The sequence below is a fragment of the Aeromonas sp. R2-3 genome (assembly GCF_040908375.1).
Classification (GTDB): domain Bacteria; phylum Pseudomonadota; class Gammaproteobacteria; order Enterobacterales; family Aeromonadaceae; genus Aeromonas; species Aeromonas veronii.
This window is the reverse complement of the sequence record NZ_JBFODP010000005.1, coordinates 34,057-57,009: the sequence shown is the minus strand read 5'-3', so window position 1 is coordinate 57,009 and position 22,953 is coordinate 34,057. Positions and strand designations below refer to the sequence as shown.

Sequence of the window (22,953 nt, the reverse complement as noted above, 5' to 3'; positions counted from 1 at the left end):
CGAATATCCCATGTCCCAACGTTACGACCTCTCCCAATTGCTCGACATGAGATTGCGCGGCTGCGCGGCCTGATGTCGCTTCATCCCCATTTAACGAATCGAAAGTGAGTAGCCCATGTCCCAACGTTATGATCTGCCCCAACTGCTCGACATCATGGCTCGTCTGCGCGATCCGCAAAACGGCTGCCCCTGGGATCTGAAACAGAGCTTCCAGAGCATAGTGCCGCACACACTGGAAGAGGCCTACGAGGTGGCCGATGCCATCGAGACCGAAGATTGGCAGGGGCTGAAAGGGGAGCTGGGGGATTTGCTGTTTCAGGTGGTGTTTTACGCCCAGCTGGGTAAAGAGCGGGGCTTGTTCGACTTTGCCGATATCGTGGATACGGTGAGTGAAAAGCTCATTCGCCGTCATCCCCACGTTTTTTCCGATGCAGACCTTGGCGACGAGAAAGCGGTAAAAGCGAACTGGGAAGCGGAAAAGGCCAAAGAGCGGGCGGCCCTCGACAAAGAGAGCGTGCTGGACGACATCCCGCTCTCGCTGCCTGCCCTGACTCGCGCCGCCAAAATTCAGAAGCGCTGCGCTACCGTTGGGTTTGACTGGAAGACGTTGGGGCCTGTGGTGGACAAGATCCATGAAGAGATCGACGAGGTGATGGAAGAGGCATTGATGGCCGATGTGGACGAGGCGAGGGTGAGCGACGAGCTCGGCGACCTGCTGTTTGCCACCGTCAATCTGGTGCGTCATCTGGGCAAGGATCCGGAGCAGGTGCTGCGCGGTGCCAACGCCAAGTTCGAACGTCGTTTTCGTCAGGTTGAGCAGATAATCGCCGCAGAAGGCTTGGAAATGACCGATTGCACCCTCGAAAAGCTGGATGCCGCCTGGGATAAGGCGAAGGAAACCGAGCAAAGTTGATTTGGCGCAAGATGGGGGGGCGGTGAGCCTGATAGATTTTTGCTCATTGTTTGGGAGAGGGGTTTTTGGTATACTGTTTCCCCGTCCTGCTTCATCCCCGAAGCACCCCTTAAAATTCCCTAAACTTCTTTCAGGTTCAGCATGACGACCAAATATATTTTTGTTACTGGTGGCGTTGTTTCATCCCTCGGCAAAGGCATTGCCGCAGCTTCTCTGGCAGCCATTCTGGAAGCCCGTGGTCTGGATGTGACCATCATGAAACTGGACCCGTACATCAACGTGGATCCGGGCACCATGAGCCCGACCCAGCATGGTGAAGTGTTCGTAACCGAGGACGGGGCCGAAACCGATCTGGATTTGGGCCACTACGAGCGTTTCATCCGCACCAAGATGACCCGTCGCAACAACTTTACCACCGGCCGTATCTACGCCGACGTACTGCGTAAAGAGCGTCGTGGTGACTATCTGGGCGCCACCATTCAGGTTATCCCGCACATCACCAACGCCATCAAGGAGCGGGTGATTGCCGGTGCCGAAGGCCATCAGGTTGCCATCGTCGAAGTGGGCGGTACCGTAGGTGACATCGAGTCCCTGCCGTTCCTCGAAGCCATTCGTCAGCTGGCTGCCGAAGTGGGCCGCAACAATGCCATGTTCATGCACCTGACGCTGGTTCCTTACCTGGCTGCTGCCGGTGAAGTGAAGACCAAGCCGACCCAGCACTCCGTCAAAGAGCTGCTCTCCATCGGTATCCAGCCGGATGTGCTGATCTGCCGCTCCGACCGTGCCATTCCGGCCAACGAGCGCGCCAAAATTGCTCTGTTCTGCAACGTGCCCGAGCGCGCCGTCATCTCCATGAAAGACGTCGACTCCATCTACAAGATCCCGGCACTGCTGAAATCCCAGAACCTGGACTCCTACTTCACCGAGCGTTTCGGTCTGGAGTGCAAAGAGGCTGACTTGTCCGAGTGGGAACAGGTTATCTACGAAGAGGCCAACCCGACTGGTGAAGTGACCATCGGTATGGTCGGCAAGTACGTCTCCCTGCCAGACGCTTACAAGTCCGTCAACGAGGCGCTCAAGCACGGTGGTCTCAAGACCCGTCACTCCGTCAACATCAAGTACATCGACTCTCAGGATATCGAGACCCGTGGCGCCGAGCTGCTGGAAGGTCTGGACGCGATCCTGGTGCCGGGTGGCTTCGGTGAACGCGGTGTGGAAGGCAAAATTCTGGCTGCCCAGTATGCCCGCGAGAACAAGATCCCCTACCTGGGTATCTGCCTCGGCATGCAGGTTGCCATGATCGAATTCGCTCGCAACGTAGCGGGCATGGAAGGGGCTCACTCCTCCGAATTCAAGAAAGATTGCGCGTACCCGGTCGTCGGCCTCATCACCGAGTGGGTGGATGAAGAAGGCAACGTCGAGACCCGTACCGAGAAGTCCGATCTGGGCGGTACCATGCGTCTGGGTTCCCAGCTCTGCCACCTGGTCGAAGATTCCAAGGTGCGTCAGATGTACGGCAGCCCGACCATTTACGAGCGTCACCGTCACCGTTACGAAGTAAACAACAAGCTGCTGCCGCAGATTGAAGCGGCAGGTCTGAAAGTGACCGGTCTCTCCGCCGACAAGAAGTTGGTGGAAATCATCGAGATCCCGGATCACCCCTGGTTCGTGGCTGCGCAGTTCCACCCGGAGTTCACCTCTACTCCTCGTGATGGCCACGCTCTGTTCGCCGGTTTTGTGAAGGCGGCAGGCGAGTATCAGAAGCGTAATTTGAAGTAATTGAAAATAAATGCGGTTGGGGCACTGTGCCACAGCCGCTTTTTTTGGCATATTTTTGTTGTTTTTTTACGAAACCTGAGGAAATACACATGTCCAAGATCGTTAAAGTGATCGGTCGTGAAATCATCGACTCCCGTGGTAACCCGACCGTTGAGGCCGAAGTTCACCTGGAAGGTGGTTTTGTTGGTATGGCAGCCGCTCCGTCTGGCGCGTCCACCGGTTCCCGCGAAGCGCTGGAACTGCGTGACGGCGACAAGAGCCGTTTCCTGGGTAAAGGCGTGCTGAAAGCCATCGAAGCCGTAAACGGCCCGATCGCTCAAGCTCTGCTGGGTAAAGATGCCAAGGACCAGGCCACTGTCGACCAGATCATGATCGACCTCGACGGTACCGAGAACAAATCCAAGTTCGGCGCCAACGCCATCCTGGCTGTTTCCCTGGCTAACGCCAAAGCTGCCGCTGCTGCCAAAGGCATGCCGCTGTACGCCCACATCGCCGAGCTGAACGGCACCCCGGGTGTTTACTCCATGCCGCTGCCGATGATGAACATCATCAACGGTGGTGAGCACGCCGACAACAACGTCGACATCCAGGAGTTCATGATCCAGCCGGTTGGCGCCAAGACCCTGAAAGAAGCCGTTCGCATGGGCGCAGAAGTGTTCCACAACCTGGCCAAAGTGCTGAAGTCCAAGGGCTACAACACTGCAGTTGGTGACGAAGGTGGTTTCGCTCCGAACCTGAAATCCAACGCCGAAGCGCTGGAAGTTATCGCTGAAGCCGTTGCCGCTGCCGGTTACAAACTGGGCACCGACATCACCCTGGCTATGGACTGCGCTGCTTCCGAGTTCTACGACGCAGAGAAGAAAGAGTACAACCTGAAAGGCGAAGGTCGTGTCTTCACCTCCAACGGTTTCTCCGACTTCCTGGCTGACCTGACCACCAAGTTCCCGATCGTCTCCATCGAAGATGGCCTGGACGAATCTGACTGGGAAGGCTTCGCCTACCAGACTGCTGAACTGGGCAAGAAAATCCAGATCGTGGGTGACGACCTGTTCGTAACCAACACCAAGATCCTGAAGCGCGGTATCGACAACGGCATCGCCAACTCCATCCTGATCAAGTTCAACCAGATCGGTTCCCTGACCGAAACTCTGGCTGCCATCAAGATGGCCAAAGACGCTGGCTACACTGCCGTCATCTCCCACCGCTCCGGTGAGACCGAAGACGCTACCATCGCCGACCTGGCTGTTGGTACCGCTGCTGGCCAGATCAAGACCGGTTCCATGAGCCGTTCTGACCGTGTTGCCAAGTACAACCAGCTGATCCGTATCGAAGAAGCTCTGGGTGCCAAAGCTCCTTTCCGCGGTCTGAAAGAAGTTAAAAACCAGGCTTAATTTGCTGGTTTGCCAGCCTCGGCTGGAATGAAAAAAACCGGAACCCTTGGGTTCCGGTTTTTTTATGCCTGATCCTTGCCACAACGCCCTGAGAGGCGAGGGGGTTATGCCTCTGGTGTCGGGTCAGACAAAGGGGAGCGTGCGCTGATAGCGCCCTGCATGCGCCTGGAAGCCCAGTTTTTCAAACAGGGCGATAGAGCGGACGTTATCTGCATCGATATCTGCGGTGAGGCAGGTGACTCCCAGTGTGGTGGCGTGGGCGAACAGCAATCCCAGCGCCTCCGACATAAACCCTCTTCGCCAATAGGCCGCATTGAGCAGGCAGCCCACCTCGCAGCTGTGACCCGCCTCGCTGAAACTGTGCAGGCCGCAGGTGCCGATCACCTTGTTGCCCTTCCGCTCGACAATCGCCCACTCCAGCGACTCACCCGTTTGCTCCAGCCGCACCACGCTCGCCATCATCTGCGCCACCATGGCGGGAGAGGTAAAGCAGGGATCAGAGGCAAACTCCATGGTCAGCGGATTGCCATAAATCTCGAACAGATCGGCAGCATCCTGCGGGCCAATGGTGCGCAGCACAATCCGAGTGCCGGTTAAGTCGGGCTTCATAAATCTCCTTGGGGAGTGTTACGCCAGCAAAGATACAGGTAAAAAATGAGACAGCGTGAAAGCCGGTCTCTAAAGGCAATTGGTGCTATCACGAAATATTGTGACCGCGAACGTCCGATTACGCTTCGCTAATCTACGGGCTATTCGAACCTACGAGTAGACGCAACCATGGGCGCTCCGAAATAAGGTGAAAACTGCTACAAAAGTCTTTTTCTGACTCTCCATAGCTAACGCAGCTGGATAAATTGGCGCAGTCGCACGGCATGGGTTGCCCTAACGCCCGCTTAAGGGGCTGCCAACGCTACTACCAACTTTCCGCATAACACCATAACCACAAAAACCAAAGCATAGTAAAAATGCCGCGCGTTGGCTGTCCCTCTTGAAGCGTTTGTTATACACGCCTATCGGTACGGAAGCCATCCAAATAGTAAATGTTATTATGTGAATTTTTTCCTAAACCGTGTACTTTTACGCCTTTTTCTACAATAACTGAAAGAGAGGATGCTCCATAAAGTGGAGGAAGAACGATATCTTGATCTACATAATAAGCATTATGTGAATCTATCTTTACTTCCTGTAAATAACTTTCTTTTGCCCCATCTTCCCACCTTTTAATTTCTGCTGGTGTAGCTGGTTTTGCTATTGAGAAGAATTGACTTTTAATTGATTCTAATAACTGAGCTTCATTTTCCTTACTTCGTTCCAGCTCATGCCCCATACTCCATATCTTTGACTGTGAAGCGCTTAATTGAGTTTGGAGGTTAGTCACTAATGAATCGTCAACTGGATTTAGAGTAGAACTAGGCTTGCTTTGCTCCAATTTTTTAATCGCTTGCTTTATTTTTGCACAACTTGTCGTAACTGCATCAACCATATCATTTAATGAATCATCGTATGTAGTAGTGGTGACACCCGCTAAATCAGTTGGCATTCGGAATGAGCTTTCTGTGGATTTTGGGATTAGGACGAAACATCTCTCTATCCCAAGAGCGCCAATGAATAAACCTAACTCGAAGAGAACATTATCGCGAACGCTACTATATGCATTTTGCCGTATTGTAGTTTTATCGTCTGGGTGAAATACAAATATACCGTAGTCTGTTTTCTTTGCTCTTTCGATCAATGACATAATTGTTATTGACGACAAATCAAAAGCATTATCCCACTGCTTAACTTGAGCATCGTATTCCATTTTAATATTGACAGCCTCTGCAACTGAGATCGCCTCAACTGAAGAAGCTATAAAAACTGTTGGTTTTTGAGTCATTATTTTCCTCGTACTTTAAATTTCACTCTTAGTGTATAACAGTGATTAGATGGAAGGCGGCATTAATCCGTTAGCAGAGAATTCCATATAACTCCGTAACATTTTCATCGCCACCAAGTGAAAATAATTATTAAATCATAATGTTACCCGTTTGCTTCTTATGCTGGGCGTATTCGCTTAACTTCCTCTTTTTTCGCCACCGTTACTACGGTATGAAAAAATAGAGCTCAGCGCAGTCTTGGAAAGCGCCGCCAAATCACGCTTGCGTGAACAGCTTAGAAATGAACATAAGGCTGTCACTATGTTGAGTCGGTCGTGGTGGGCAACTCTCGCTTATCCATTCATCCGGCATGGCTACCGCCCCTGAATTTCAGCCTCCAGTCTGCTGCGTTTCACCAACGGGATGGGGTTGGCATGGCTCATGGGAGACTCCGACGAGGCAATCGTTGCCAAATGGCAATATTAACCATGGCGCTGAGGAGAGAAAGCTCAATATTGAGATTTTCTGTGCAAGATCAATAAATTAATCAAATGTCGCCAACGATTGATGACGCACCGAGATAGCGTGAACAACCATTCTTGAACTATCTCCATAGAATATTCATGGTCATATCCGGCTTGAACCAGCATAAAACTCTTTGTTATTGTCCGCCTCCCCCGCTGAAATAGCTTATTTATCTATAAATCAACAAGATAGCATTATGCGGTGGCGTCGCGGGGGCATCTGCTATCGGGAAGGAGAGTTATGAAGTCGCAGTTCAAAGTGGCGCTGGCCATGTTGGCCCTGTTCGTCGTCCAAGGCTGCACAGCCCCGGATTCATCCGCCAAGCGCAATGCACCCGGCCCGGTGCTGACAGTGCATTACGAAAGCGCCCCCCTGATCCCCGTCACCATCGCTGGTGAGCAGTACCAGTTTTTGCTCGATACCGGGGCCAGTATCACCTTTATCGATCGTCGTCTGGCCAGCCGCTTCAAGGCGCTGACCTTAAGCGAATTGCCCAGGGCCTATCAGGCTGATTTTGCCACTGTGAACAGCGTTTCGAGCCAACTGGGCAGCGAGCAGCTTGGTTTTGTTGAGCCGCAACCCTTCTCGCTAGGGTCGGTCACCATTGATGACAGCGATCTGTGGGCAACTATTGATTTCGATCTTTTCTCCCAGTCTCTCGGCAGCCGTATCGATGGCATCCTCGGGATCGACACCATCCGCCGTTTCAACTGGGTGTTTGATCGCGACAGGCATCAGCTCACTGCTTCGCTGACGGCACCGTCGGCAGCCAGGTTCGAGCGTTGCATCGGCTATGAAGACAGCTACAACCGCTCCCCGGCCGTGTATCTGACCCATGGCGAGAGCAGCGTGCGCATGTATCTGGATACCGGGGCCGATCAGAGCTATGCCGACCATGCCTTTATCGACTTTATGGCCAGTCAGAAGGCGATCTCTGGCGAAGATGCGATGCCACGCAAAGGGGTGGACGCCAGCGGTATGGTGGAGGGGCGTGACCATATCCTCACCGGCCTGCACTTTGATGAGCGCCAGCTCGGTGAGCTGCGGGTGTCGGAAAACAGCAATGAGCAGTATGGTCTGGGGCTGGATTTTGTTAACCGCTTCAATCGCTTTGCGATCATGCCCGGGCGGATGATGCTCTGCTACGACGCCGACAGCCTGGCGCGCAAAGTGCCGCCAGTCCTGCGCAATATCGGGGTGCGTTTTGATGGCGAGCATCTGCAGGTCTACTACAACGATGAACGGGATCTTGCCCCCTATGGTCTGGCCAACGGCGACATTCTGGAGCAGATCAACGGGGTGGCTTATCGTCCCCTCGAGATCGACAAGGTGCGTGAACTGCTCAGCACCAGCAAGCCGGGGTCGCTCAAGTTGCGGATTGTGCGGGAAGGAAAACCGCTGGATATCGCTATCTAGTCAAGGTGGGGGGGCGGCAAGACGAGCCGCCCCTATGAGCCTCAGCCCTTGGTCGGATTTTCCATGCAGGTGAGGGTTGGCTGGCCGTAACGCTCCAGCGTGGCGTCGTCCCCCTTGGTGAAGAAGGTGAGGTTTTGCCCTTCATAACGGGCGCCGCTGGCGCTGGGGGCTTCATAGGCGAGCACTTGTTGCTGCTTGTCGCCCTCGCTCAGGTTGATCACCGCGGCGGGCAGCTTGGCATCGTTATAGAAGTAGGTGGAGAGAGTGACGTTCTTGCCGCACTGGTAGTTGACTGGTGCCGGCACCATCAGCTGGCCGCCGCTGATCTGCAGTTCGGTGATCCGCAGCAGGTAGTTATCCTCCACACACTGGCGCAGATCCTGCCCCTTCCAGCAGTCGTTACGCCCCTTGATCCAGCCGCGCTGCATGGCGCGCTCTGTCTTGAGCTGTTCGGGAGAGAGCGCTGCAATCGCCTTGGGGTAGAGGGCCGCCAGTTCGTTATCGAGGGCGGCCAGTCCGGCATCCTTGCAGATCAGGGTTTCGACCGACCCGGAGGCTTTGGTGCAGTCAAAGGAGGGGGTTGCGGCGCTGGCCAGCAGAGGAGCAAACAGCAGGGTGGCAAACAAGGTCTTGTTCATCGGATAGATACCAGCAATAAGAGGGAATATCTGCCTACTACAGCACACTCTTCAGGGCAATGCAGCAGGGGAGCCGAGCCCACTTGCACTGCTGAATTGCTGCCAAACGGGAAAACCCGACACTCCTGGCCGGAATGTCGGGTTTTTTGTGGCCGTGATAAAGGGGGAGGCGGGTTGCCCGGTCGATCAGGCCAGCGCCAGTTGCTGACTGCGGGCGCGCCACAGCCGCTCGTGGAAGAAGAACACCACGGTGTTGATGGCCGGTTCGATCATCGCCATCACGCCGCCGGTGAGCAGCTCGCCGCTCAGCAGGAAGGCCACTCCGAAGGCCACCGAGAAGTGGACCACCGCGAAGCTGCTGGTCTTGGCCTGCAGGCTGTGATTTGGCTTGAGCTTGTGCCAGCCAAGGTCATGAAAGTAGAAGGCGCCCGTGTTGACGGCGGGCTCGATCAGGGCGATCAGGCTGGCGGTCAGCAGCTCACCGGTCAGCAGGTAGGCCACGGTAAAGGCGACACCGAAGTGCAGGATGGCAAAGCTGATGGTCTTTTTCATGATGGCGGCTCCCTCTGTTGATGATGAGAGTATCTGCCGAAATGAGATTAAATAAAAACCATTCTCATCTATTGCCAGAATAGAGAGAACCTATCAACGGGCGAGTGGCCGGTGCGCTTCAGCGGTTGCCAATCGCAACCAAGGCGATAAAGTACAGGTTCTTCACACTTGCCCATGAAAAAGGATCTTTCATGAATATCAATGCCACCCTGCTAGGCCAGTTCATTGCGTTGCTGATGGTCATCGTCGGCGTCATCGCCTGGCGACTGGCGCGCCGCAAGAGCGAGTATCCGGCGCTGATCACCCTTATCTGCTCCCTGCTCTGTCTGTTTCCGCCCTTTGGCCTGCTGGCCTTGTTGCTCGTTGCGCTGAAACAGGATCTGCCCGCCCGCTCATAGGGCGCGCAGGTTCAGGCTGCCTTACACACCGGCCGCACCAATAGAAAAAGCCCCGTGATGGGGCTTTTGCGTTTGAACTCGGTGAGTGCAGCGGGGCGGGGGATTAACCCTCGGCCTTGTTGAGCCACTCCACCTTGTACTGGGCACCGGCGCCCTGCGCCAGTTTGGCACAGAGCGGTTTGAGGAAGGCTTCAATCTGCTCGTCCAGCATCCAGGGCGGGCTGATGATCAGCATGCCTGAGCCGTTCATTCCCCAGTCGGCAGTCTGACCGGCCACTTCCAGCTCGGCCACCAGCACGTTGCCGAAGTTCTCGCGCTTGATGGTGCGCAGCATGTCGCGGGATTTGTCCGCCTCTTGCCCGAGGATCGGATACCAGAGGGCGTAGATGCCGGTCGCCCAGCGTTTCTGCGCCTTTTTCAGGGTGTCGACCACGGCGAAGTAATCTTCTTTGAGCTCATAAGGCGGGTCGATCAGCACTAGCCCGCGGCGCGGGGTCGGCGGCAGCAGGGCGATCAGCCCCTCGAAGCCGTCACGGTGGTGCACGGCGACGCGCGGGTCATAACCCATGTTGGCGCGCAGATCGTCCACTTCGTTGTTGTGCAGCTCCATCAGCGCCAGCTTGTCCTGCTCGCGGATGAGGCGACGGGAGAGCTCCGGCGAGCCGGGGTAGTAGTGCAGCTCGCCGCTGTTTCCTTCTTGAGCGGGGTTCATCTCCTCGATGACCCCCAGATAGGGGGCCATGGCAGACCACTGGGCCCGCTCGTCCCACAGGCGGCCAATGCCGTCGGCATACTCGGCCTTCTTCTGGGACCAGTCGCCGCGCAGGTCGTAGAGACCGCCACCGGCATGGGTGTCCAGCACGATGAAGGGTTTCTCCTTCTTCTTGAGGGACTCGATGATCAGGGCCTGAACGGCATGTTTCAGCACGTCGGCATGGTTGCCGGCGTGAAAGGCGTGGCGGTAGCTCAGCATATTAGATCTCTGAGGGGGCCCTGCTGGGCACCCAGTAACGATAGATAGTTCAACAAATTGCGGCTGTTGCCGCGAAACAGGGAGAGGCTGCGCAGGGTCTGCAACAGGACGCCCTGTTGCAGCCGCTCCAGCTCCAGCTCGTGGGCCAGCATCGACTGATACTGCTGCTCGTCGAGTCGCGTCTTGGCGCTCTGGCGCAGGGCGCGCCACGGGGTCAGCACCGCCTCGGTCTGCACCAGCGCCGGTTGCAGGTCGGTCAGATCGACCACGATGCCGAGTTGATCGAGCCGGTGCAGCAGCAGCGCCAGATTGACGTTGCCCCCCTGCTCCTGCACGGTGAGCCAATCCTGGCTGCGCTCACCATAGACCTTGCCGCTCCAGTGCCAGAAGCCGATCGGCGTCGGCAATTCGTGGACCGCGACCCGCTCGCTGGCCATCAGCTGTTCGTCACGCAAAGAAGGCTTGCTCCATGGTTTCCAGCTCTTCGGAGAGGCTCATCCACTCCAGCTCCACCTCTTCCAGCTGCTCCTTGAGGGGGCCCTGGGATTTGAGCAGTTCGGAGAGCTTGGTTTTAGCGCTCTCTTCGTAGATGGCGGGGTCGGCCAGCTGGCTCTCGATGTCGCCAAGCTTGCCTTGCAGCTTCTCCATACTCGCTTCGAGCTTTTCCAGCTTCTGGCGCAGGGGACGTGTCGCTTGCCGGAACTCCGCCTCGCGCCGCTTCTGATCCTTGCGAGCCACCGCCGAGTTGGCAGAGACCGGGCCATCAGCCGGTTTGGCGTTGGCCTCTTTCTCCTGCTCGCCGAGCCACTTGTGGTAGTCGTCCAGATCGCCGTCGAACGGCTCTACCCGGCCACCGTGGACCAGATAGAAGTCATCTGTGGTGGTACGCAGCAGGTGACGGTCGTGGGAGACCACTACCATGGCCCCTTCGAAGCCTTGCAGCGCCATAGTGAGGGCGTGGCGCATCTCCAGATCCAGGTGGTTGGTCGGTTCATCCAGCAGCAGCAGGTTGGGCTTTTGCCAGGTGATCAGCGCCAGTACCAGCCGCGCCTTTTCGCCGCCGGAGAAGGGGGCTACCTTGTCGAGGGCCTTGTCACCGTGAAAACCGAAGCTGCCCAGATAGTTGCGCAGCTCCTGCTCGGTCTTGTCCGGCGCGAGGCGGGCCAGATGATCGAGCGGGGAATCGTCGAGACGCAGGGTCTCCAGCTGATGCTGGGCGAAGTAGCCGATGCTCACCCCGGCGCTCACCTCGAGCTTGCCCGACAGCGGCGGGTTGGAGCCCGACAGCATCTTGATAAAGGTGGACTTGCCGGCGCCGTTGCGACCGAGCAGACCGATGCGCGAACCCGGTACCAGATTGAGTTTGATCTTCTCGAGGATCACCTTGTCGCCGTAACCGGCAGAGAGGTTCTCCATGGCGATGAGCGGGGTCGGCAGGGCCGACGGCTCGCGAAACTCGAAGCTGAACTCGGAGTCGGCGTGGGCGGGCAGGATCTTCTCCATCCGCTCCATCGCTTTCAGGCGGCTCTGGGCCTGACGGGCCTTGGAGGCCTTGTAGCGGAAGCGGTCCACATACGCCTGCATGTGGGACATCTCCCGCTGCTGCTTCTCGTACATGGACTGCTGCTGGGCCAGATGTTCGGCGCGCTGCAGTTCGAAGTCGGAGTAGCCGCCGGTGTATTCGTTGAGCTTGCCGTTCTCGATATGGATGATGCGGCTGATGACCGAATCGAGGAAATCGCGGTCGTGAGAGATGAGCACCAGCGTGCCCTGATAGCCCTTGAGCCACTTCTCCAACCAGATCACCGCATCGAGATCCAGGTGGTTGGTCGGTTCATCGAGCAGCAGCAGATCGGAGCGGCAGAGCAGCGCCTGGGCGAGGTTCAGACGCATGCGCCAGCCACCGGAGAAGCTGCGCACCGGCGAGCTCAGCTGCTCGTCGCTGAAACCGAGGCCGTGCAGCAGCTCGGCGGCGCGGGCGCGAATGCTGTAGGCGCCGATGGTATCGAGGCGGCCGTGCAGCTCGGCCACCAGCAGACCATTGTCATCCTGCTCGGCCTGTAGCAGCTGGGCTTCCAGCGAGCGGAACTCCTTGTCGCCGTCGATCACATACTCGAGGGCGGAGCAGTCGAGCGCCGGGGTCTCCTGCGCGACGCCTGCGATCTGCCAGCCTGCGGGCAGGCTGAAGGTGCCGCTGTCGATGGCCAGCTCGCCCCGTACCAGTGCAAAAAAGGTGGACTTGCCACAGCCGTTTTTGCCCACCAGACCCACTTTGTGGCCGGGGTGAATGGTGGCGGAGGCGTTGTCCAGCAGCTTGCGGCCGCCGCGGATCAGTTCGATTTGACTGGCAACTATCATGGGTGGGATCTGCTTGCTCAAAATGGAGGAGAAAAACTGGCGCGGATCTTACGTGAAATGACGCTGATTTGCACTGTAGCGAAGGGCTGGCCACTGGCTGGCGCTGCAAAAACATGCCATAACAGAGAAACCAGTTTGGTTACGGGAGGTTAGCATGCATATCAGGGATATTATGACGACCCGGGTCGCCACCGTTTCAATGGATGATCGACTCCGAGTCATCAGGGATATCTTCGAGCAGGCACACTTTCGCCACCTGCTGGTACTGGAAGAGGAGGAGCTGGTAGGGGTCATCTCGGATCGGGATCTGTTCCGCGCCATCAGCCCCTATCTCGACTCCGAAGCCGAGATGAGCCGCGATACCGAAACCCTCAACAAGCGGGCCCACCAGATCATGAGTCGTCAGCTCGTCACCATCGCTCCCCATCTCACCGTGCGCGACGGCGTCAAGCTGATGCTGGAGAAGGGGGTCTCCTGCCTGCCGGTGCTGGAGAATGGCGCATTGGTCGGCATCATCAGCTGGAAGGATTTTCTCAAGGCGGCGTTGGAGAGTGACGCGCTGGTTTGAGTTTGGCACTAAGCACCATCAGCTGACAGAGAACAAATAGAGAGAGGGGAGCCAAGGCTCCCCTCTCTCTATGTTGGCTTTGCCGACAATGCCGGTTTGCACGCTTGCATCATCACGGCTCGGGCTGCCCTGCGACAAGACTGGAGGGGCCGCTGCCGGAGAGGTGCGGCTGAAGATGAGTGCGGATCTCCTGCAGGGTGCGCTGGTACTGCCGGGCATGCTGATCGAGAAACGCGGGGCTGTGCCTGAGGCGCCGCTCCAGGGTATCGACCAGCAGCGCCACCCTGGGGGCCGCCATACCCGCAGGCCAGCAGTGTTGCAGCAGCTCCAGCAGTTGCCAGGCATCGCCCGGCAGGGCGGGGAACTCCTCCAGCAGCTGCAAGCCCGCTTGCAGGGCTGTCTGATACTGGCTGGCCTGCATCGACTTGTGGCGCAGCTGGCGCAGTTCGCTCAGCCGTTGTTCTCTCGCCGTCAGGCGCTGGCCCAGCTCGGCCACCAGATGGTGGAACAGCTGGCGGGTGAGTGGGTGGGGCGCCACCCTGACGCGGTATTGGGTCAGCTGGGTCAGGTAGCGCTGGGCGTGGTGGGGCAAACCGCAGAACTGGCTGACCGCAAAGCCGAGCAGCAGGGTGAGGTGGTTGTTGCTCCCCTCATCCGGCTGGTGGTGGGCAATCAGGATCAGAGCCTCGTCGAAGCGGTAATCCAGCCCCAGCATCAACGCCTGCAGCAGCTCATATTCGTGGGGTTGCAGGTGGACGGTGCGCTTGAGGTGCTCCCACTCCTGTTGCAGGGAGCGGATCCGGTTGCTGGAGGGGGCGTGCCACAGCACCGCCAGACTGGCATTGAGCATGAAGCTGTCGATGGCGAGCCGGACGCGCTGCTCGCTGAAGTGGCGCAGGGTCAGGCTGTTGGCCTGCTCCAGCACCTTCTCCTCATCTTGCAGCACCAGCCCGAGCAACATCGCCAGCTGGTGCCAGCGCGGCTGATGGGGGCGGATCTGCAGCAGCTCTCCTATGGTCTCCCACGCCGCCAGCCAGTGATGCTGATGCAGCTGGCTGGCGAGTTGCAGCTCCAGCCGGGTGGCCATCGAGACGCTGGCCTGATGGCGCTGCAAGTCGGTCTGGGCGCTCTGCAATTTGCCGAGCCCCAGCATGGCGTAGAAGAGCCCGGCCCTTGGCCAGCTCGCCTGATATTCGTTGGCACAGAGGGCATAGTGCTGGGCGGCAGTGATTCGCTCGGCTGATTGCAGCAGCAGGTAGCCCTTGAGTCGATCCAGCCAGGGGGTCAGCGAGCGATTCTCCCGTTGAAACAGCAGGTCTTCACAGAGGGCTGTAGCCAGTTGCCACTCCCGTAGCAGAATGGGGGCGGCCAGCGTGCGGGTCAGGTTGCTTAACTTCACCAGCTGGCCGAGCACCGCGGTGAGCTGCTGGGTCATGAAGGGAAGAGCCAGATAGAGGGAGAAGTAGAGATCCGAGGGGAGAAACTCCTGCTCGCTCTGATCGGCATCGAGCAGCAGCAATACGCAACCGGGTTGCAGCAGGCCGAGATAGTGCGCTTCGTGCAGCAGCCGGGCTCCGTCAAGATCCTGCTGCTTGTCCTGCTGACAGATGATGGCGTCGAAGGCGTGCTGTTGCAGCAGCGCCAGCAGGCCACTGCGCTCGTGGTTTGGATGGCTGTGGTAGTGGATCCGGTCGGCGGGCACCCCCTGTGCGGTCAGTTCCCGGGTGATGGCGCTACGGAGCAGGGGATCCTCTTCGAGCAGCAGTATCGTCATGCAGGTACTTCCTGTGAGCAAACCATTAGGTTGATTATGGTAGACCCAAGAGGAACATAGGCACAGCACTCGCTGAGTGAAAAGCTGACAGTAGCCAGCAGGGTGCTGGAGGGCGCACTATGGGCTGTTATTTCAATCGGTTATGCCATCTCTCAGGGCGGCAACCTGTTATTGCCGAGGGCGGATCTGCGTCCCGAAGGGGCAATCGCTCTGGCGGATCAGTCGCGACCCTTTGCCCTGTTCCCCCAGCCAGCTTAATTCCAGTTTGCCGAGGCGGCCCAGATGACGCAGCTCGAACTCGTAGCGCTGGCAGAGGTTGTCCTGGGGCAGGCTCGCCATCCCCGCTGGCAGTCGGTATTGATAGCGCAGGAGTGGCCCATCCTCCAGCGTGCTGGTCACCGGCACCAGCCCCTCCGGGGTGGGCTGCGGCGCCCCGAGTGCACGGCGCAAACTGAGCGGCGCATCGATCGCCTTTTGATAGTGCAGGCCATTCATCGCCGCCAGCTCCTCTTCCAGTCGTTGCAACTCCCCTTCCAGTCCATTGAGCGCAGCCCCCAGCTGCTGGTGGGTCGTTGACGAGGCGCAGCCACCCAACAACAGGGTGGCAAGCAGCAGGGCGGCTCTGATGGGGGGCACGGAATCTCCTTGGCTATGACGATGAAGCGTGAAGGTCAGGTCGGCTGGCCCTGACTATAGCAGGGGATTGCTCGGGGGCGTCCCCTGAAGCAGCTGCGCCAGACGGGCCAGCCCTTCGCCGACCCGGGCGTCGGTGGCGGGTTGACTCAGGCTCAGGCGCACCCCCTGCGGAGCGGCAAACTGACCGGCGGCGAAGTGTTCCCCGCTCGCCACGCCAACGTCAAGGGCATCGGCGGCGGCAGCAAACTGCTGGCTGCGCCAGGGTTCAGGCAGCGGCAGCCAGGCGTGCATGCTGCCCGGCTGCCAGCGGGCGGCGGGCAGCAGGTGGCGCAGCAGTTCGCCACGGCGCTTGAGGATCTCCCGCTGCTGCTCGACCAGCGGCATGATCTGGCGCTGACTGACCATTTTGCAGGCCAGTTCGATCAGCAGCGGACTCACCATCCAGCTCGACAGCCGCATGGTCTGGGCGAAGGCGCTGCGCAGGGCAGGAGGCGTGAGTACGAAGCCCACCCGCAGACCGCCGCAGGCGATCTTGGCCAGACTGCCCAGATAGATGACCCGCTCCGGCGCCAGATTGACCAGAGGGATCACAGGTTGCTGGGGCAGCAGGCCGTTGACGTCATCCTCGATGATCAGCAGATCGTGGCGACGGGCGATGGCGACGATGGCCTCCCGCCGCGCCAGACTCATGATGGCGGTCGTGGGGTTTTGCAGGGTTGGCGTGAGGTAGAGCAGCTTGGCCCGGCGGGTACGGCAGGCGGCGTCCAGCGCTTCGGGCAGCAGCCCCTCCTCGTCCATCGCCAGTCCCACCACCTGATTCTTCAGCTGGCGAGCGTTGCCCAGCATGCCGGGGTAGCTCAGCCCCTCGCACAGGATGGTCTCCCCCACGCAGCCGGTCGCCAGCAGCGCCAGCATGATGCCGTGCTGGGCGCCGTGGCTGAACAGCAGGCGATCCTCACTGCAGGCCACCCCTTGCTCCGCCAGCCAGTCGACGAACTGCTGGCGCTGATCCGGTCGTCCCGCCTCCTTGTCGTAGCCGAGCAGGGCGTTGAGATCCCCGTCCGCCACTTCCCCCAACATGGGGCGAATGATGGCCGCCCGATCCAGCTGCACCGGCAGGTTCTGCCACAGCTCGATGCGGTGCCCTTCCTCCTGGCGGATCACCCACTCATTGGCGGGATCCGTGTTCGCTCCCTTGACCCAGGTGCCGTGGCCCACCCGGGCGGCCAGCAGGCCGCGCCGCTCCGCCTCGCTGTAGGCGCGGGTGACGGTGCCGACGGTGACACCCAGACGATCCGCCAGGGATCTGTGGGTAGGCAATCGGGTCTGCGGTGGCAGCTCGCCATTCGCGATCCCCTGTTCGATCGCTTTGACCAGCTTGAGATAGAGGGGGCCATCGAAGGCCGCAAGGTCTGGCGTCCAGATTGTCATGGTGACAATAAATCCATTGATCAAAATTTGCTGTCAATATAGCGTGAATTTCAACCTGATAACAACCAAGTAGCACACATTGTATCGATACAATGTGGCAAGCAAGGAGTCACAATATGACGATGGAGTGGTATGTCACCCTGTTCGGTTTTGCCGTACTCACCTGTGGTACGCCGGGGCCCAACAACCTGATGTTGACGGCCTCCGGCGCCAACTTCGGGGTGCGTCGCACCCTGCCACATCTGCTCGGGGTGGGGCTGGGGCAGCCGGTGTTGCAACTGGTGCTGGCGCTGGGGCTCTATCCCCTGTTCGAGCGCTGGCCCCTGCTGCGCCTCGGTTTGCAGATCTTCGGTAGCCTCTATCTGCTCTGGTTGGCGTGGCGTATCGCGGTGGCCGGGGCGCCGGGGGATCCGGCCCGACGTGCCCGTCCGCTAACCATGCTGGAGGGGCTGGGCTTTCAGTTCCTCAATCCCAAGGCGTGGATGATGGGGATCTCCGCCATCAGTCTGTTCAGCCTGCCCGGCGCCAGTTACTGGTCGAGTCAGCTGGCGGTGATGGTCATGTTTGTGCTGGTGGCCCTGCCGGTCTGCTTTGTCTGGGTACTGTTCGGCCATCAGCTGAGCAACTGGATCAGCTCGGATCGGGGCTGGCGGCGGCTCAACGGTTCTCTCGGTCTGCTGACGGCGCTCTGCGTGGTGATGCTCTGGTATTGAGCCGTGTTGCGCTGATGGGGGAGGTGGCTAAGAAAGAGGCATTTCTGACTTGTCGCCACGGGGTTGGCTCTGCATATTAGAAGGCTTTCCCCATAACGGGGGCGTTGCATCGACAAGAGGTTGAGATGGATCTGAACTGGTTACTGCCCCTGGCGGGGTTTGCTCTGGTTACCTGCGGCACGCCGGGGCCCAACAATATGTTGCTCACCAGCGCCGGGGCGGCGCAGGGTTTTCGCCGCACGATTCCCCTGCTGGTGGGGGTGGTGGGGGGGATCAATCTGATGATCCTCGCTACCGCGCTGGGACTTGGCGTGGTGTTCGAGAAGGTGCCGCTGCTGCACGATGGTCTCAAGCTTATCGGTTCGGCCTATCTGCTCTGGCTGGCGTGGAAGGTGGCGACCGCCAGCGGCCCGGCCGAGGGCAACCGGCCGCTTATCCCCGCCCATCAGGGGGCCATGCTGCAACTGCTCAACCCCAAGGCATGGATGATGGCGCTCTCTGCCATCAGCGGTTTCACTCTGGCGGGGGAGGCTTACTGGCCCTCTGCGCTCTGGGTGTTGGTGATCTTCTTTATTACCGGCCTTTACACCGGGGCGTTCTGGGTGTTGTTTGGTGCCCAGGTGCGGCAAATCATTCGCACTGCCCGGGGCTGGCGGCGTTTCAACCTCGGCATGGGGCTGGCGACGGCCGCCTGTGTCGCGATGATCTGGATTTAGCCCGGGGTTGGCCCGGGCCTTTACCGGCTGTCTTGTTGGCCCTGCGGGGCCTTTTTTATCTCGATCCCGTGACCTTGCCTGCAAGGTGGCGTGGTTCTGCCCTCCCTTGGGATGAAAGGAGTTCCTATGAAATGTATCGGTCTGCTGGGTGGCATGAGCTGGGAGTCCACCGTCAGTTACTATCAGGCGCTCAACCGCGGGGTGCGGGCACAGCTAGGTGGCTTGCACTCGGCGCGGGTGCTGCTCAATAGCGTCGACTTTGCCGGTATCGAGCGGCTGCAGCATGCCGGTGACTGGCCCGCTACCGCCCACCTGCTGGCGGCGGAAGCGCGCAAGCTGCAGGATGGCGGCGCCGATTTCTTGCTGATCGGCACCAACACCATGCACAAGGTCGCCCCCGAGATTGAGGCGGCCATCGATATCCCGCTGCTGCATATCGCCGATGCAACTGCTGCCAAATTGCAGGCAGACGGGATCACCCGGGTCGGCCTGCTCGGCACTCGCTTCACCATGGAGCAGGATTTCTACAAGGGGCGCCTGCAGGAGAAGTTCGGGCTGGAGGTACTGGTGCCCGGCGAGGCGCAGCGGGAGCGAGTACACAGGATCATCTATGACGAGCTGTGCCTTGGCGACATTCGCGATGCATCGCGGGCCGAGTATCTGGCGATTATCGAGGGGCTGGCAGCCGCTGGCGCCGAGGCGGTGATCCTCGGTTGTACCGAGATTGCCCTGCTGGTGGGAGAAGCGCAGGCGGCCGTACCGCTCTACGACACCACCGCCATCCATGCCGAGGCCGCCGTGGCACTGGCGCTCTGCTCCGATTAATTAACTGGTCAGATCTCACTATTCATGCTTGTCTCATACCCCTTGCCATAAAAGCGTGTAAAATTGCGCCCTGAATTTTCCCCGGCCAACACGGGTTGGCTGCGGTTTCCTAGCATGCAAGGCTGACATTGTGACTGAAGTAGATAGATTCGCGGATATTCGCCCCTACCGCGATGAAGAAGTGCCGGCAGCCATCGAACGGCTGATCCAGGATGATGAATTTATCGGCGCCATCGCCAAGTATCGTTTCGGTTCCCTGATGAGCTGGCTGGGCTGGGCCATTCGCCCGATGATCCGCCTGTTTCTGCGCCGTAAATGGTCAAAAGTGACCACGGTGCATCAGGTCCAGATGGGGGTCACCCGATACATGTCCCGCATGATCGCCACCTCCACCAAGGGGGTGACTTTCTCCGGGCTCGAACATCTGAAGAAAGAGCAGGGCTATCTGTTTGTCTCCAACCACAGAGACATCGCCATGGACCCGGCGTTCGTCAACTGGGGGTTGCACACCCACGGTTTCGATACCGTACGTATCGCCATCGGCGACAACCTGCTGCGCAAGCCCTGCGCCACCGAGCTGATGAAGCTCAACAAGAGCTTTATCGTCAAGCGTTCCGCCAAGGGGCCGCGGGAGATGATGAAAGCGCTCGGCGAGCTGTCTGCCTATATTGGCAACTCGGTTCACGAAGGTCACTCCATCTGGATTGCTCAGAAAGAGGGGCGGGCCAAGAATGGCGATGACAAGACAGATCCCGCCATCCTCAAGATGTTCTACGTCGACGGCAAGAAGCAGAAGATCGACTTCGTCGACTACATGCGCAGCCTCAATATCGTGCCGGTCAGCATCAGCTACGAGCTGGACCCTACCGACAAGGCGAAGGCGCGCGAGCTCTATGAGAAGTCGGTCAACGGCAGCTACGAGAAGGGCGAGTTCGAGGATATCGAGAGTATCGTCGCCGGTATCGTTGGCATGAAGGGGCGGGTACACGTCTCCTTCGGTGCGCCGATTACCGAGGGCTTCAGCGATCCGGACGAACTGGCCGCGCTGATCGACAAGGCGATCTGGAGCAGTTACCACCTGTTCCCCAGCAACTATCTGGCGGCAGATGTCTCCGGCAAGGCCAATACCATCGAGCAGGCGGCCTTCCTGACCCGTCAGTCAGAGGTGCCGGAAGAGCACAAGGCGATCTGGCGTGCCATGTACGCCAAACCGGTGGAAAATGCCCAAAAGGCTTGAATGAAACCGGTTGTTAAACGGTTTTGCGAAAAAAACGGGCGCTGATGCGCCCGTTTTTGCGTCTGGTCAAAGTCGAGGGGGAAAGGGTGGTGAATAATATGGTTTCAGCTGGTACGATCACTATGAAAATGGGATTATGTCTCTTGGCAAGGTGCTGACGAGTGTGTAACAGTGCCCATATAGCTGAACATGAGCAAAAGCTCTAAACCGGTTTGCACGGATTGCAGACGGCATTATTGAAGGACCTGTCACAGGTCCTTTTTCATTGGCTGGCAAAGATGCCGCCCAGATATACCTAACAGGAAACAGACGCCATGATCACCGGTAGCCTGAACACCCTGCAGCGGACGCCGCTGCCCGCCCCGCTGGCCCGCATTATGGCCGAGGTGGTGAAGAGCGTGGCTCACTGGGGTGACGCTCCGCTCGGCAAGACCGAGAACGATGGCCTCAACCTGTTCTGTCTGGTGAGCGAGGATCTGACCGAGCCAGCCGCGGATCGCCGTGGCGAATTCCATGAGCAGTATCTCGATATCCAGTTGCTGCTGCGCGGTGAAGAGTGGATAGGTGTGGGCCCCCACGACTACGTGAGCGACGGCGCCGACCATCCCCATCCCGACCTCTGGTTTGTCGATGACGAGCAGACCAGCTACCTGGCGCTGCAGCCGGGCGATTTCGCCATCTTCTGGCCGGGCGAACTGCACCGCCCGCTCTGTACCTTCAACCAGCCCGCCAAGGTGAAGAAGCTGGTGGTCAAGGTACACAAGGATCTGCTGGCTATCGCCTGAGCACTCCCATTGAGGCGAGCCCTGCGCAGCTGATGCGTTGAGGCTCGCAAGCATTGAAACCAGTGATACGCACCACAAGTTGCGATCACTCTTTCAAGAGCAAGAATTGAAAAATTGGACGCACCCTCCTGCGACCATAAGCCCCCGGCAGGGGAATCCCATCCTCTTTTGGATGACACGACACTGTCGGCATAAAGCCGAAGCACAGGAAGATGTAGAAAATGAGCAAGTTGGTATTGATCCTTAACTGCGGTAGCTCTTCCCTGAAATTTGCCGTAATGGACGCCGAAACAGGTGAGGACATGCTGTCCGGCCTGGCCGAATGCTTCAATCTGGATGATGCACGTATCAAATGGAAACTCCACGGGGTCAAGGGCGAAGCCATGCTGGGAGCGGGTGCCGCTCACCAGGAGGCCCTCGACCATATCGTGGGTCACATCCTGCCGCAGGATCCGACTCTTGCCGAGCAACTGGTGGCCATCGGTCACCGAATCGTACACGGTGGCGAGCAGTTCTCCCGCTCCGTGCGCATTGATGACGGCGTGATCGCCGGTATCGAAGCCGCCATTCCGTTCGCCCCGCTGCACAACCCGGCGCACCTCATCGGTATTCGCGCCGCGCTGAAAGTGTTCCCGCAGCTGTCCGAGAAGAACGTGGCCGTCTTCGACACCGCGTTCCACCAGACCCTGCCGCAAGAGGCCTACCTCTATGCGCTGCCGCACAAGCTCTACCGCGAACACGGCATCCGTCGTTACGGTGCCCACGGTACTTCTCACCGCTACATCGCGGAAGAAGCCGCGAAAGAGCTGGGCAAGCCGTTGAATGAACTGAACATCATCAACTGTCACCTGGGTAACGGTGCCTCTGTCTGCGCCATCAAGAACGGCGAATCCGTTGACACCTCCATGGGTCTGACTCCGCTGGAAGGTCTGGCGATGGGTACCCGCTCCGGTGATATCGATCCGGCCGTGGTCTTCTTCATGCACGACCAGCTCGGTTACAGCGTGGAGCAGATCAACCACACTCTGACCCGTGAGTCCGGTCTGCTGGGGATGACCGAAGCGAGCAGCGACTGCCGCTACGTCACCACCAACTACGCCACCGACGCCGGTGCCAAGCGTGCGCTGGATGTCTTCACCTACCGTGTGGCCAAGTATGTCGGCGCCTATGCCGCTGCGATGGACGGTCGTCTGGACGCCGTGGTCTTCACCGGCGGTATCGGTGAGAACGCCGCCATGGTGCGCGAGATGGTGCTGAACCGTCTGGCTCTGTTCGGCTTCAAGGTGGACAAAGAGGCCAACAACGCCGCGGTACTGGGTGGCGAAGGTCGTATCACCACCGCCGACAGCCGTTGCGCCATGGTGATCCCGACCAACGAAGAGCTGGTCATCGCTCGCGATGCCCTGAGCCTGGTCTGCTAAGTCAACCTCGCTTTGAAACAACGCCCGGCCTGTGCCGGGCGTTGTCAT

General features: G+C 58.8%; 22 protein-coding genes. 12 read left to right on the top strand and 10 right to left on the bottom strand.

Going from position 1 to position 22,953, the window contains the following annotated elements; translation table 11 throughout:
* Window positions 1-115 precede the first annotated feature (115 nt).
* The 3 genes from mazG to eno all read left to right on the top strand — a co-directional run bounded on the left by mazG (window position 116) and on the right by eno (window position 4,083).
* A complete protein-coding gene (gene mazG, locus AB5Z02_RS02160; RefSeq protein WP_368215127.1) occupies window positions 116-913 on the top strand; it encodes a nucleoside triphosphate pyrophosphohydrolase in 798 nt (265 codons plus the stop codon).
* Between the two features lie 141 nt (window positions 914-1,054).
* A complete protein-coding gene (pyrG, locus tag AB5Z02_RS02155) occupies window positions 1,055-2,692 on the top strand; it encodes a glutamine hydrolyzing CTP synthase (RefSeq protein WP_005335584.1) in 1,638 nt (545 codons plus the stop codon).
* An 89-nt stretch (window positions 2,693-2,781) separates the two neighbouring features.
* Window positions 2,782-4,083 carry a phosphopyruvate hydratase gene (gene eno, locus AB5Z02_RS02150; RefSeq protein ID WP_005335583.1) on the top strand — a complete coding sequence of 434 codons (1,302 nt, stop codon included), beginning with the start codon at window positions 2,782-2,784 and terminating at the stop codon, window positions 4,081-4,083.
* A 123-nt stretch (window positions 4,084-4,206) separates the two neighbouring features.
* Here the strand turns inward: eno and AB5Z02_RS02145 are convergent, their stop codons facing one another.
* Window positions 4,207-4,692: a GNAT family N-acetyltransferase gene (locus AB5Z02_RS02145; RefSeq protein WP_263719147.1), complete on the bottom strand. Its 486-nt coding sequence runs from the start codon at window positions 4,690-4,692 to the stop codon at window positions 4,207-4,209.
* Window positions 4,693-5,083: 391 nt separating this feature from the next.
* Window positions 5,084-5,959 carry a TIR domain-containing protein gene (locus AB5Z02_RS02140; RefSeq protein ID WP_201946631.1) on the bottom strand — a complete coding sequence of 292 codons (876 nt, stop codon included), beginning with the start codon at window positions 5,957-5,959 and terminating at the stop codon, window positions 5,084-5,086.
* Window positions 5,960-6,704: 745 nt separating this feature from the next.
* Here AB5Z02_RS02140 and AB5Z02_RS02135 point away from each other — a divergent pair.
* Window positions 6,705-7,880, top strand: coding sequence for an aspartyl protease family protein (locus AB5Z02_RS02135; protein ID WP_110303511.1), 1,176 nt, complete (start codon window positions 6,705-6,707; stop codon window positions 7,878-7,880).
* Window positions 7,881-7,921: 41 nt separating this feature from the next.
* On the opposite strand, the gene AB5Z02_RS02130 is transcribed toward AB5Z02_RS02135, so the two are convergent.
* Both AB5Z02_RS02130 and AB5Z02_RS02125 read right to left on the bottom strand, forming a co-directional pair.
* A complete protein-coding gene (locus AB5Z02_RS02130; protein ID WP_110303510.1) occupies window positions 7,922-8,518 on the bottom strand; it encodes an MliC family protein in 597 nt (198 codons plus the stop codon).
* A gap of 186 nt (window positions 8,519-8,704) precedes the next feature.
* Entirely contained in the window at window positions 8,705-9,070 is a 366-nt protein-coding gene (locus tag AB5Z02_RS02125) for a DUF2061 domain-containing protein (protein WP_368215126.1), read from the bottom strand.
* A gap of 191 nt (window positions 9,071-9,261) precedes the next feature.
* On the opposite strand from AB5Z02_RS02125, the gene AB5Z02_RS02120 reads away from it, so the two are divergent.
* A complete protein-coding gene (locus tag AB5Z02_RS02120; protein WP_368215124.1) occupies window positions 9,262-9,468 on the top strand; it encodes a hypothetical protein in 207 nt (68 codons plus the stop codon).
* Between the two features lie 103 nt (window positions 9,469-9,571).
* Here AB5Z02_RS02120 and AB5Z02_RS02115 read toward each other — a convergent pair whose 3' ends face one another.
* Genes AB5Z02_RS02115 through AB5Z02_RS02105 form a run of 3 tightly spaced genes read right to left on the bottom strand, consistent with a single transcriptional unit; the run spans window position 9,572 to window position 12,799 of the window.
* The gene (locus AB5Z02_RS02115; RefSeq protein ID WP_368215122.1) at window positions 9,572-10,441 is read right to left on the bottom strand and encodes a 23S rRNA (adenine(2030)-N(6))-methyltransferase RlmJ; all 870 of its coding nucleotides are present in this window, start codon (window positions 10,439-10,441) and stop codon (window positions 9,572-9,574) included.
* Entirely contained in the window at window positions 10,435-10,896 is a 462-nt protein-coding gene (locus AB5Z02_RS02110; RefSeq protein WP_005343337.1) for a DUF2390 domain-containing protein, read from the bottom strand. The genes AB5Z02_RS02115 and AB5Z02_RS02110 overlap by 7 nt, the downstream gene beginning before the upstream one ends.
* A complete protein-coding gene (locus AB5Z02_RS02105; protein ID WP_201973514.1) occupies window positions 10,889-12,799 on the bottom strand; it encodes an ABC transporter ATP-binding protein in 1,911 nt (636 codons plus the stop codon). The genes AB5Z02_RS02110 and AB5Z02_RS02105 overlap by 8 nt, the downstream gene beginning before the upstream one ends.
* A 154-nt stretch (window positions 12,800-12,953) precedes the next feature.
* Here AB5Z02_RS02105 and AB5Z02_RS02100 point away from each other — a divergent pair, with 154 nt between their 5' ends.
* On the top strand, window positions 12,954-13,367 hold the full coding sequence (locus AB5Z02_RS02100) for a CBS domain-containing protein (RefSeq protein ID WP_040068349.1): 414 nt from the start codon (window positions 12,954-12,956) through the stop codon (window positions 13,365-13,367).
* 112 nt (window positions 13,368-13,479) lie between these two features.
* Here AB5Z02_RS02100 and AB5Z02_RS02095 read toward each other — a convergent pair whose 3' ends face one another.
* From AB5Z02_RS02095 to AB5Z02_RS02085, 3 genes are all read right to left on the bottom strand, one after another.
* Complete coding sequence (locus AB5Z02_RS02095; protein WP_201973510.1) at window positions 13,480-15,141, bottom strand: hypothetical protein; 1,662 nt, start codon at window positions 15,139-15,141, stop codon at window positions 13,480-13,482.
* 168 nt (window positions 15,142-15,309) lie between these two features.
* The gene (locus AB5Z02_RS02090) at window positions 15,310-15,777 is read right to left on the bottom strand and encodes a hypothetical protein (protein ID WP_201973508.1); all 468 of its coding nucleotides are present in this window, start codon (window positions 15,775-15,777) and stop codon (window positions 15,310-15,312) included.
* 54 nt (window positions 15,778-15,831) lie between these two features.
* Window positions 15,832-17,208 carry a PLP-dependent aminotransferase family protein gene (locus AB5Z02_RS02085; protein WP_129503337.1) on the bottom strand — a complete coding sequence of 459 codons (1,377 nt, stop codon included), beginning with the start codon at window positions 17,206-17,208 and terminating at the stop codon, window positions 15,832-15,834.
* 116 nt (window positions 17,209-17,324) lie between these two features.
* Here AB5Z02_RS02085 and AB5Z02_RS02080 point away from each other — a divergent pair, with 116 nt between their 5' ends.
* The 6 genes from AB5Z02_RS02080 (at window position 17,325) to AB5Z02_RS02055 (ending at window position 22,905) form a co-directional block, all read left to right on the top strand.
* A complete protein-coding gene (locus AB5Z02_RS02080) occupies window positions 17,325-17,921 on the top strand; it encodes a LysE family translocator (RefSeq protein ID WP_005335536.1) in 597 nt (198 codons plus the stop codon).
* A 125-nt stretch (window positions 17,922-18,046) separates the two neighbouring features.
* Entirely contained in the window at window positions 18,047-18,637 is a 591-nt protein-coding gene (locus AB5Z02_RS02075) for a LysE family translocator (protein ID WP_088868534.1), read from the top strand.
* A gap of 126 nt (window positions 18,638-18,763) precedes the next feature.
* Window positions 18,764-19,462 carry an aspartate/glutamate racemase family protein gene (locus AB5Z02_RS02070; RefSeq protein ID WP_201973506.1) on the top strand — a complete coding sequence of 233 codons (699 nt, stop codon included), beginning with the start codon at window positions 18,764-18,766 and terminating at the stop codon, window positions 19,460-19,462.
* A 130-nt stretch (window positions 19,463-19,592) separates the two neighbouring features.
* Window positions 19,593-20,699, top strand: coding sequence for a 1-acyl-sn-glycerol-3-phosphate acyltransferase (locus AB5Z02_RS02065; RefSeq protein WP_368215119.1), 1,107 nt, complete (start codon window positions 19,593-19,595; stop codon window positions 20,697-20,699).
* A gap of 314 nt (window positions 20,700-21,013) precedes the next feature.
* Window positions 21,014-21,484, top strand: a complete 471-nt coding sequence (locus tag AB5Z02_RS02060) for a YhcH/YjgK/YiaL family protein (RefSeq protein WP_368215117.1) — start codon at window positions 21,014-21,016, stop codon at window positions 21,482-21,484.
* 221 nt (window positions 21,485-21,705) lie between these two features.
* The gene (locus AB5Z02_RS02055) at window positions 21,706-22,905 is read left to right on the top strand and encodes an acetate kinase (protein ID WP_005354534.1); all 1,200 of its coding nucleotides are present in this window, start codon (window positions 21,706-21,708) and stop codon (window positions 22,903-22,905) included.
* Window positions 22,906-22,953 lie beyond the last annotated feature (48 nt).

Coding starts and splice junctions, on each gene's coding strand:
- mazG (WP_368215127.1), top strand. CDS start 116: ATGTCCCAACGTTATGATCTGCCCCAACTGCTCGACATCATGGCTCGT.
- pyrG (WP_005335584.1), top strand. CDS start 1,055: ATGACGACCAAATATATTTTTGTTACTGGTGGCGTTGTTTCATCCCTC.
- eno (WP_005335583.1), top strand. CDS start 2,782: ATGTCCAAGATCGTTAAAGTGATCGGTCGTGAAATCATCGACTCCCGT.
- AB5Z02_RS02145 (WP_263719147.1), bottom strand. CDS start 4,692: ATGAAGCCCGACTTAACCGGCACTCGGATTGTGCTGCGCACCATTGGC.
- AB5Z02_RS02140 (WP_201946631.1), bottom strand. CDS start 5,959: ATGACTCAAAAACCAACAGTTTTTATAGCTTCTTCAGTTGAGGCGATC.
- AB5Z02_RS02135 (WP_110303511.1), top strand. CDS start 6,705: ATGAAGTCGCAGTTCAAAGTGGCGCTGGCCATGTTGGCCCTGTTCGTC.
- AB5Z02_RS02130 (WP_110303510.1), bottom strand. CDS start 8,518: ATGAACAAGACCTTGTTTGCCACCCTGCTGTTTGCTCCTCTGCTGGCC.
- AB5Z02_RS02125 (WP_368215126.1), bottom strand. CDS start 9,070: ATGAAAAAGACCATCAGCTTTGCCATCCTGCACTTCGGTGTCGCCTTT.
- AB5Z02_RS02120 (WP_368215124.1), top strand. CDS start 9,262: ATGAATATCAATGCCACCCTGCTAGGCCAGTTCATTGCGTTGCTGATG.
- AB5Z02_RS02115 (WP_368215122.1), bottom strand. CDS start 10,441: ATGCTGAGCTACCGCCACGCCTTTCACGCCGGCAACCATGCCGACGTG.
- AB5Z02_RS02105 (WP_201973514.1), bottom strand. CDS start 12,799: ATGATAGTTGCCAGTCAAATCGAACTGATCCGCGGCGGCCGCAAGCTG.
- AB5Z02_RS02100 (WP_040068349.1), top strand. CDS start 12,954: ATGCATATCAGGGATATTATGACGACCCGGGTCGCCACCGTTTCAATG.
- AB5Z02_RS02095 (WP_201973510.1), bottom strand. CDS start 15,141: ATGACGATACTGCTGCTCGAAGAGGATCCCCTGCTCCGTAGCGCCATC.
- AB5Z02_RS02085 (WP_129503337.1), bottom strand. CDS start 17,208: ATGACAATCTGGACGCCAGACCTTGCGGCCTTCGATGGCCCCCTCTAT.
- AB5Z02_RS02080 (WP_005335536.1), top strand. CDS start 17,325: ATGACGATGGAGTGGTATGTCACCCTGTTCGGTTTTGCCGTACTCACC.
- AB5Z02_RS02075 (WP_088868534.1), top strand. CDS start 18,047: ATGGATCTGAACTGGTTACTGCCCCTGGCGGGGTTTGCTCTGGTTACC.
- AB5Z02_RS02070 (WP_201973506.1), top strand. CDS start 18,764: ATGAAATGTATCGGTCTGCTGGGTGGCATGAGCTGGGAGTCCACCGTC.
- AB5Z02_RS02060 (WP_368215117.1), top strand. CDS start 21,014: ATGATCACCGGTAGCCTGAACACCCTGCAGCGGACGCCGCTGCCCGCC.
- AB5Z02_RS02055 (WP_005354534.1), top strand. CDS start 21,706: ATGAGCAAGTTGGTATTGATCCTTAACTGCGGTAGCTCTTCCCTGAAA.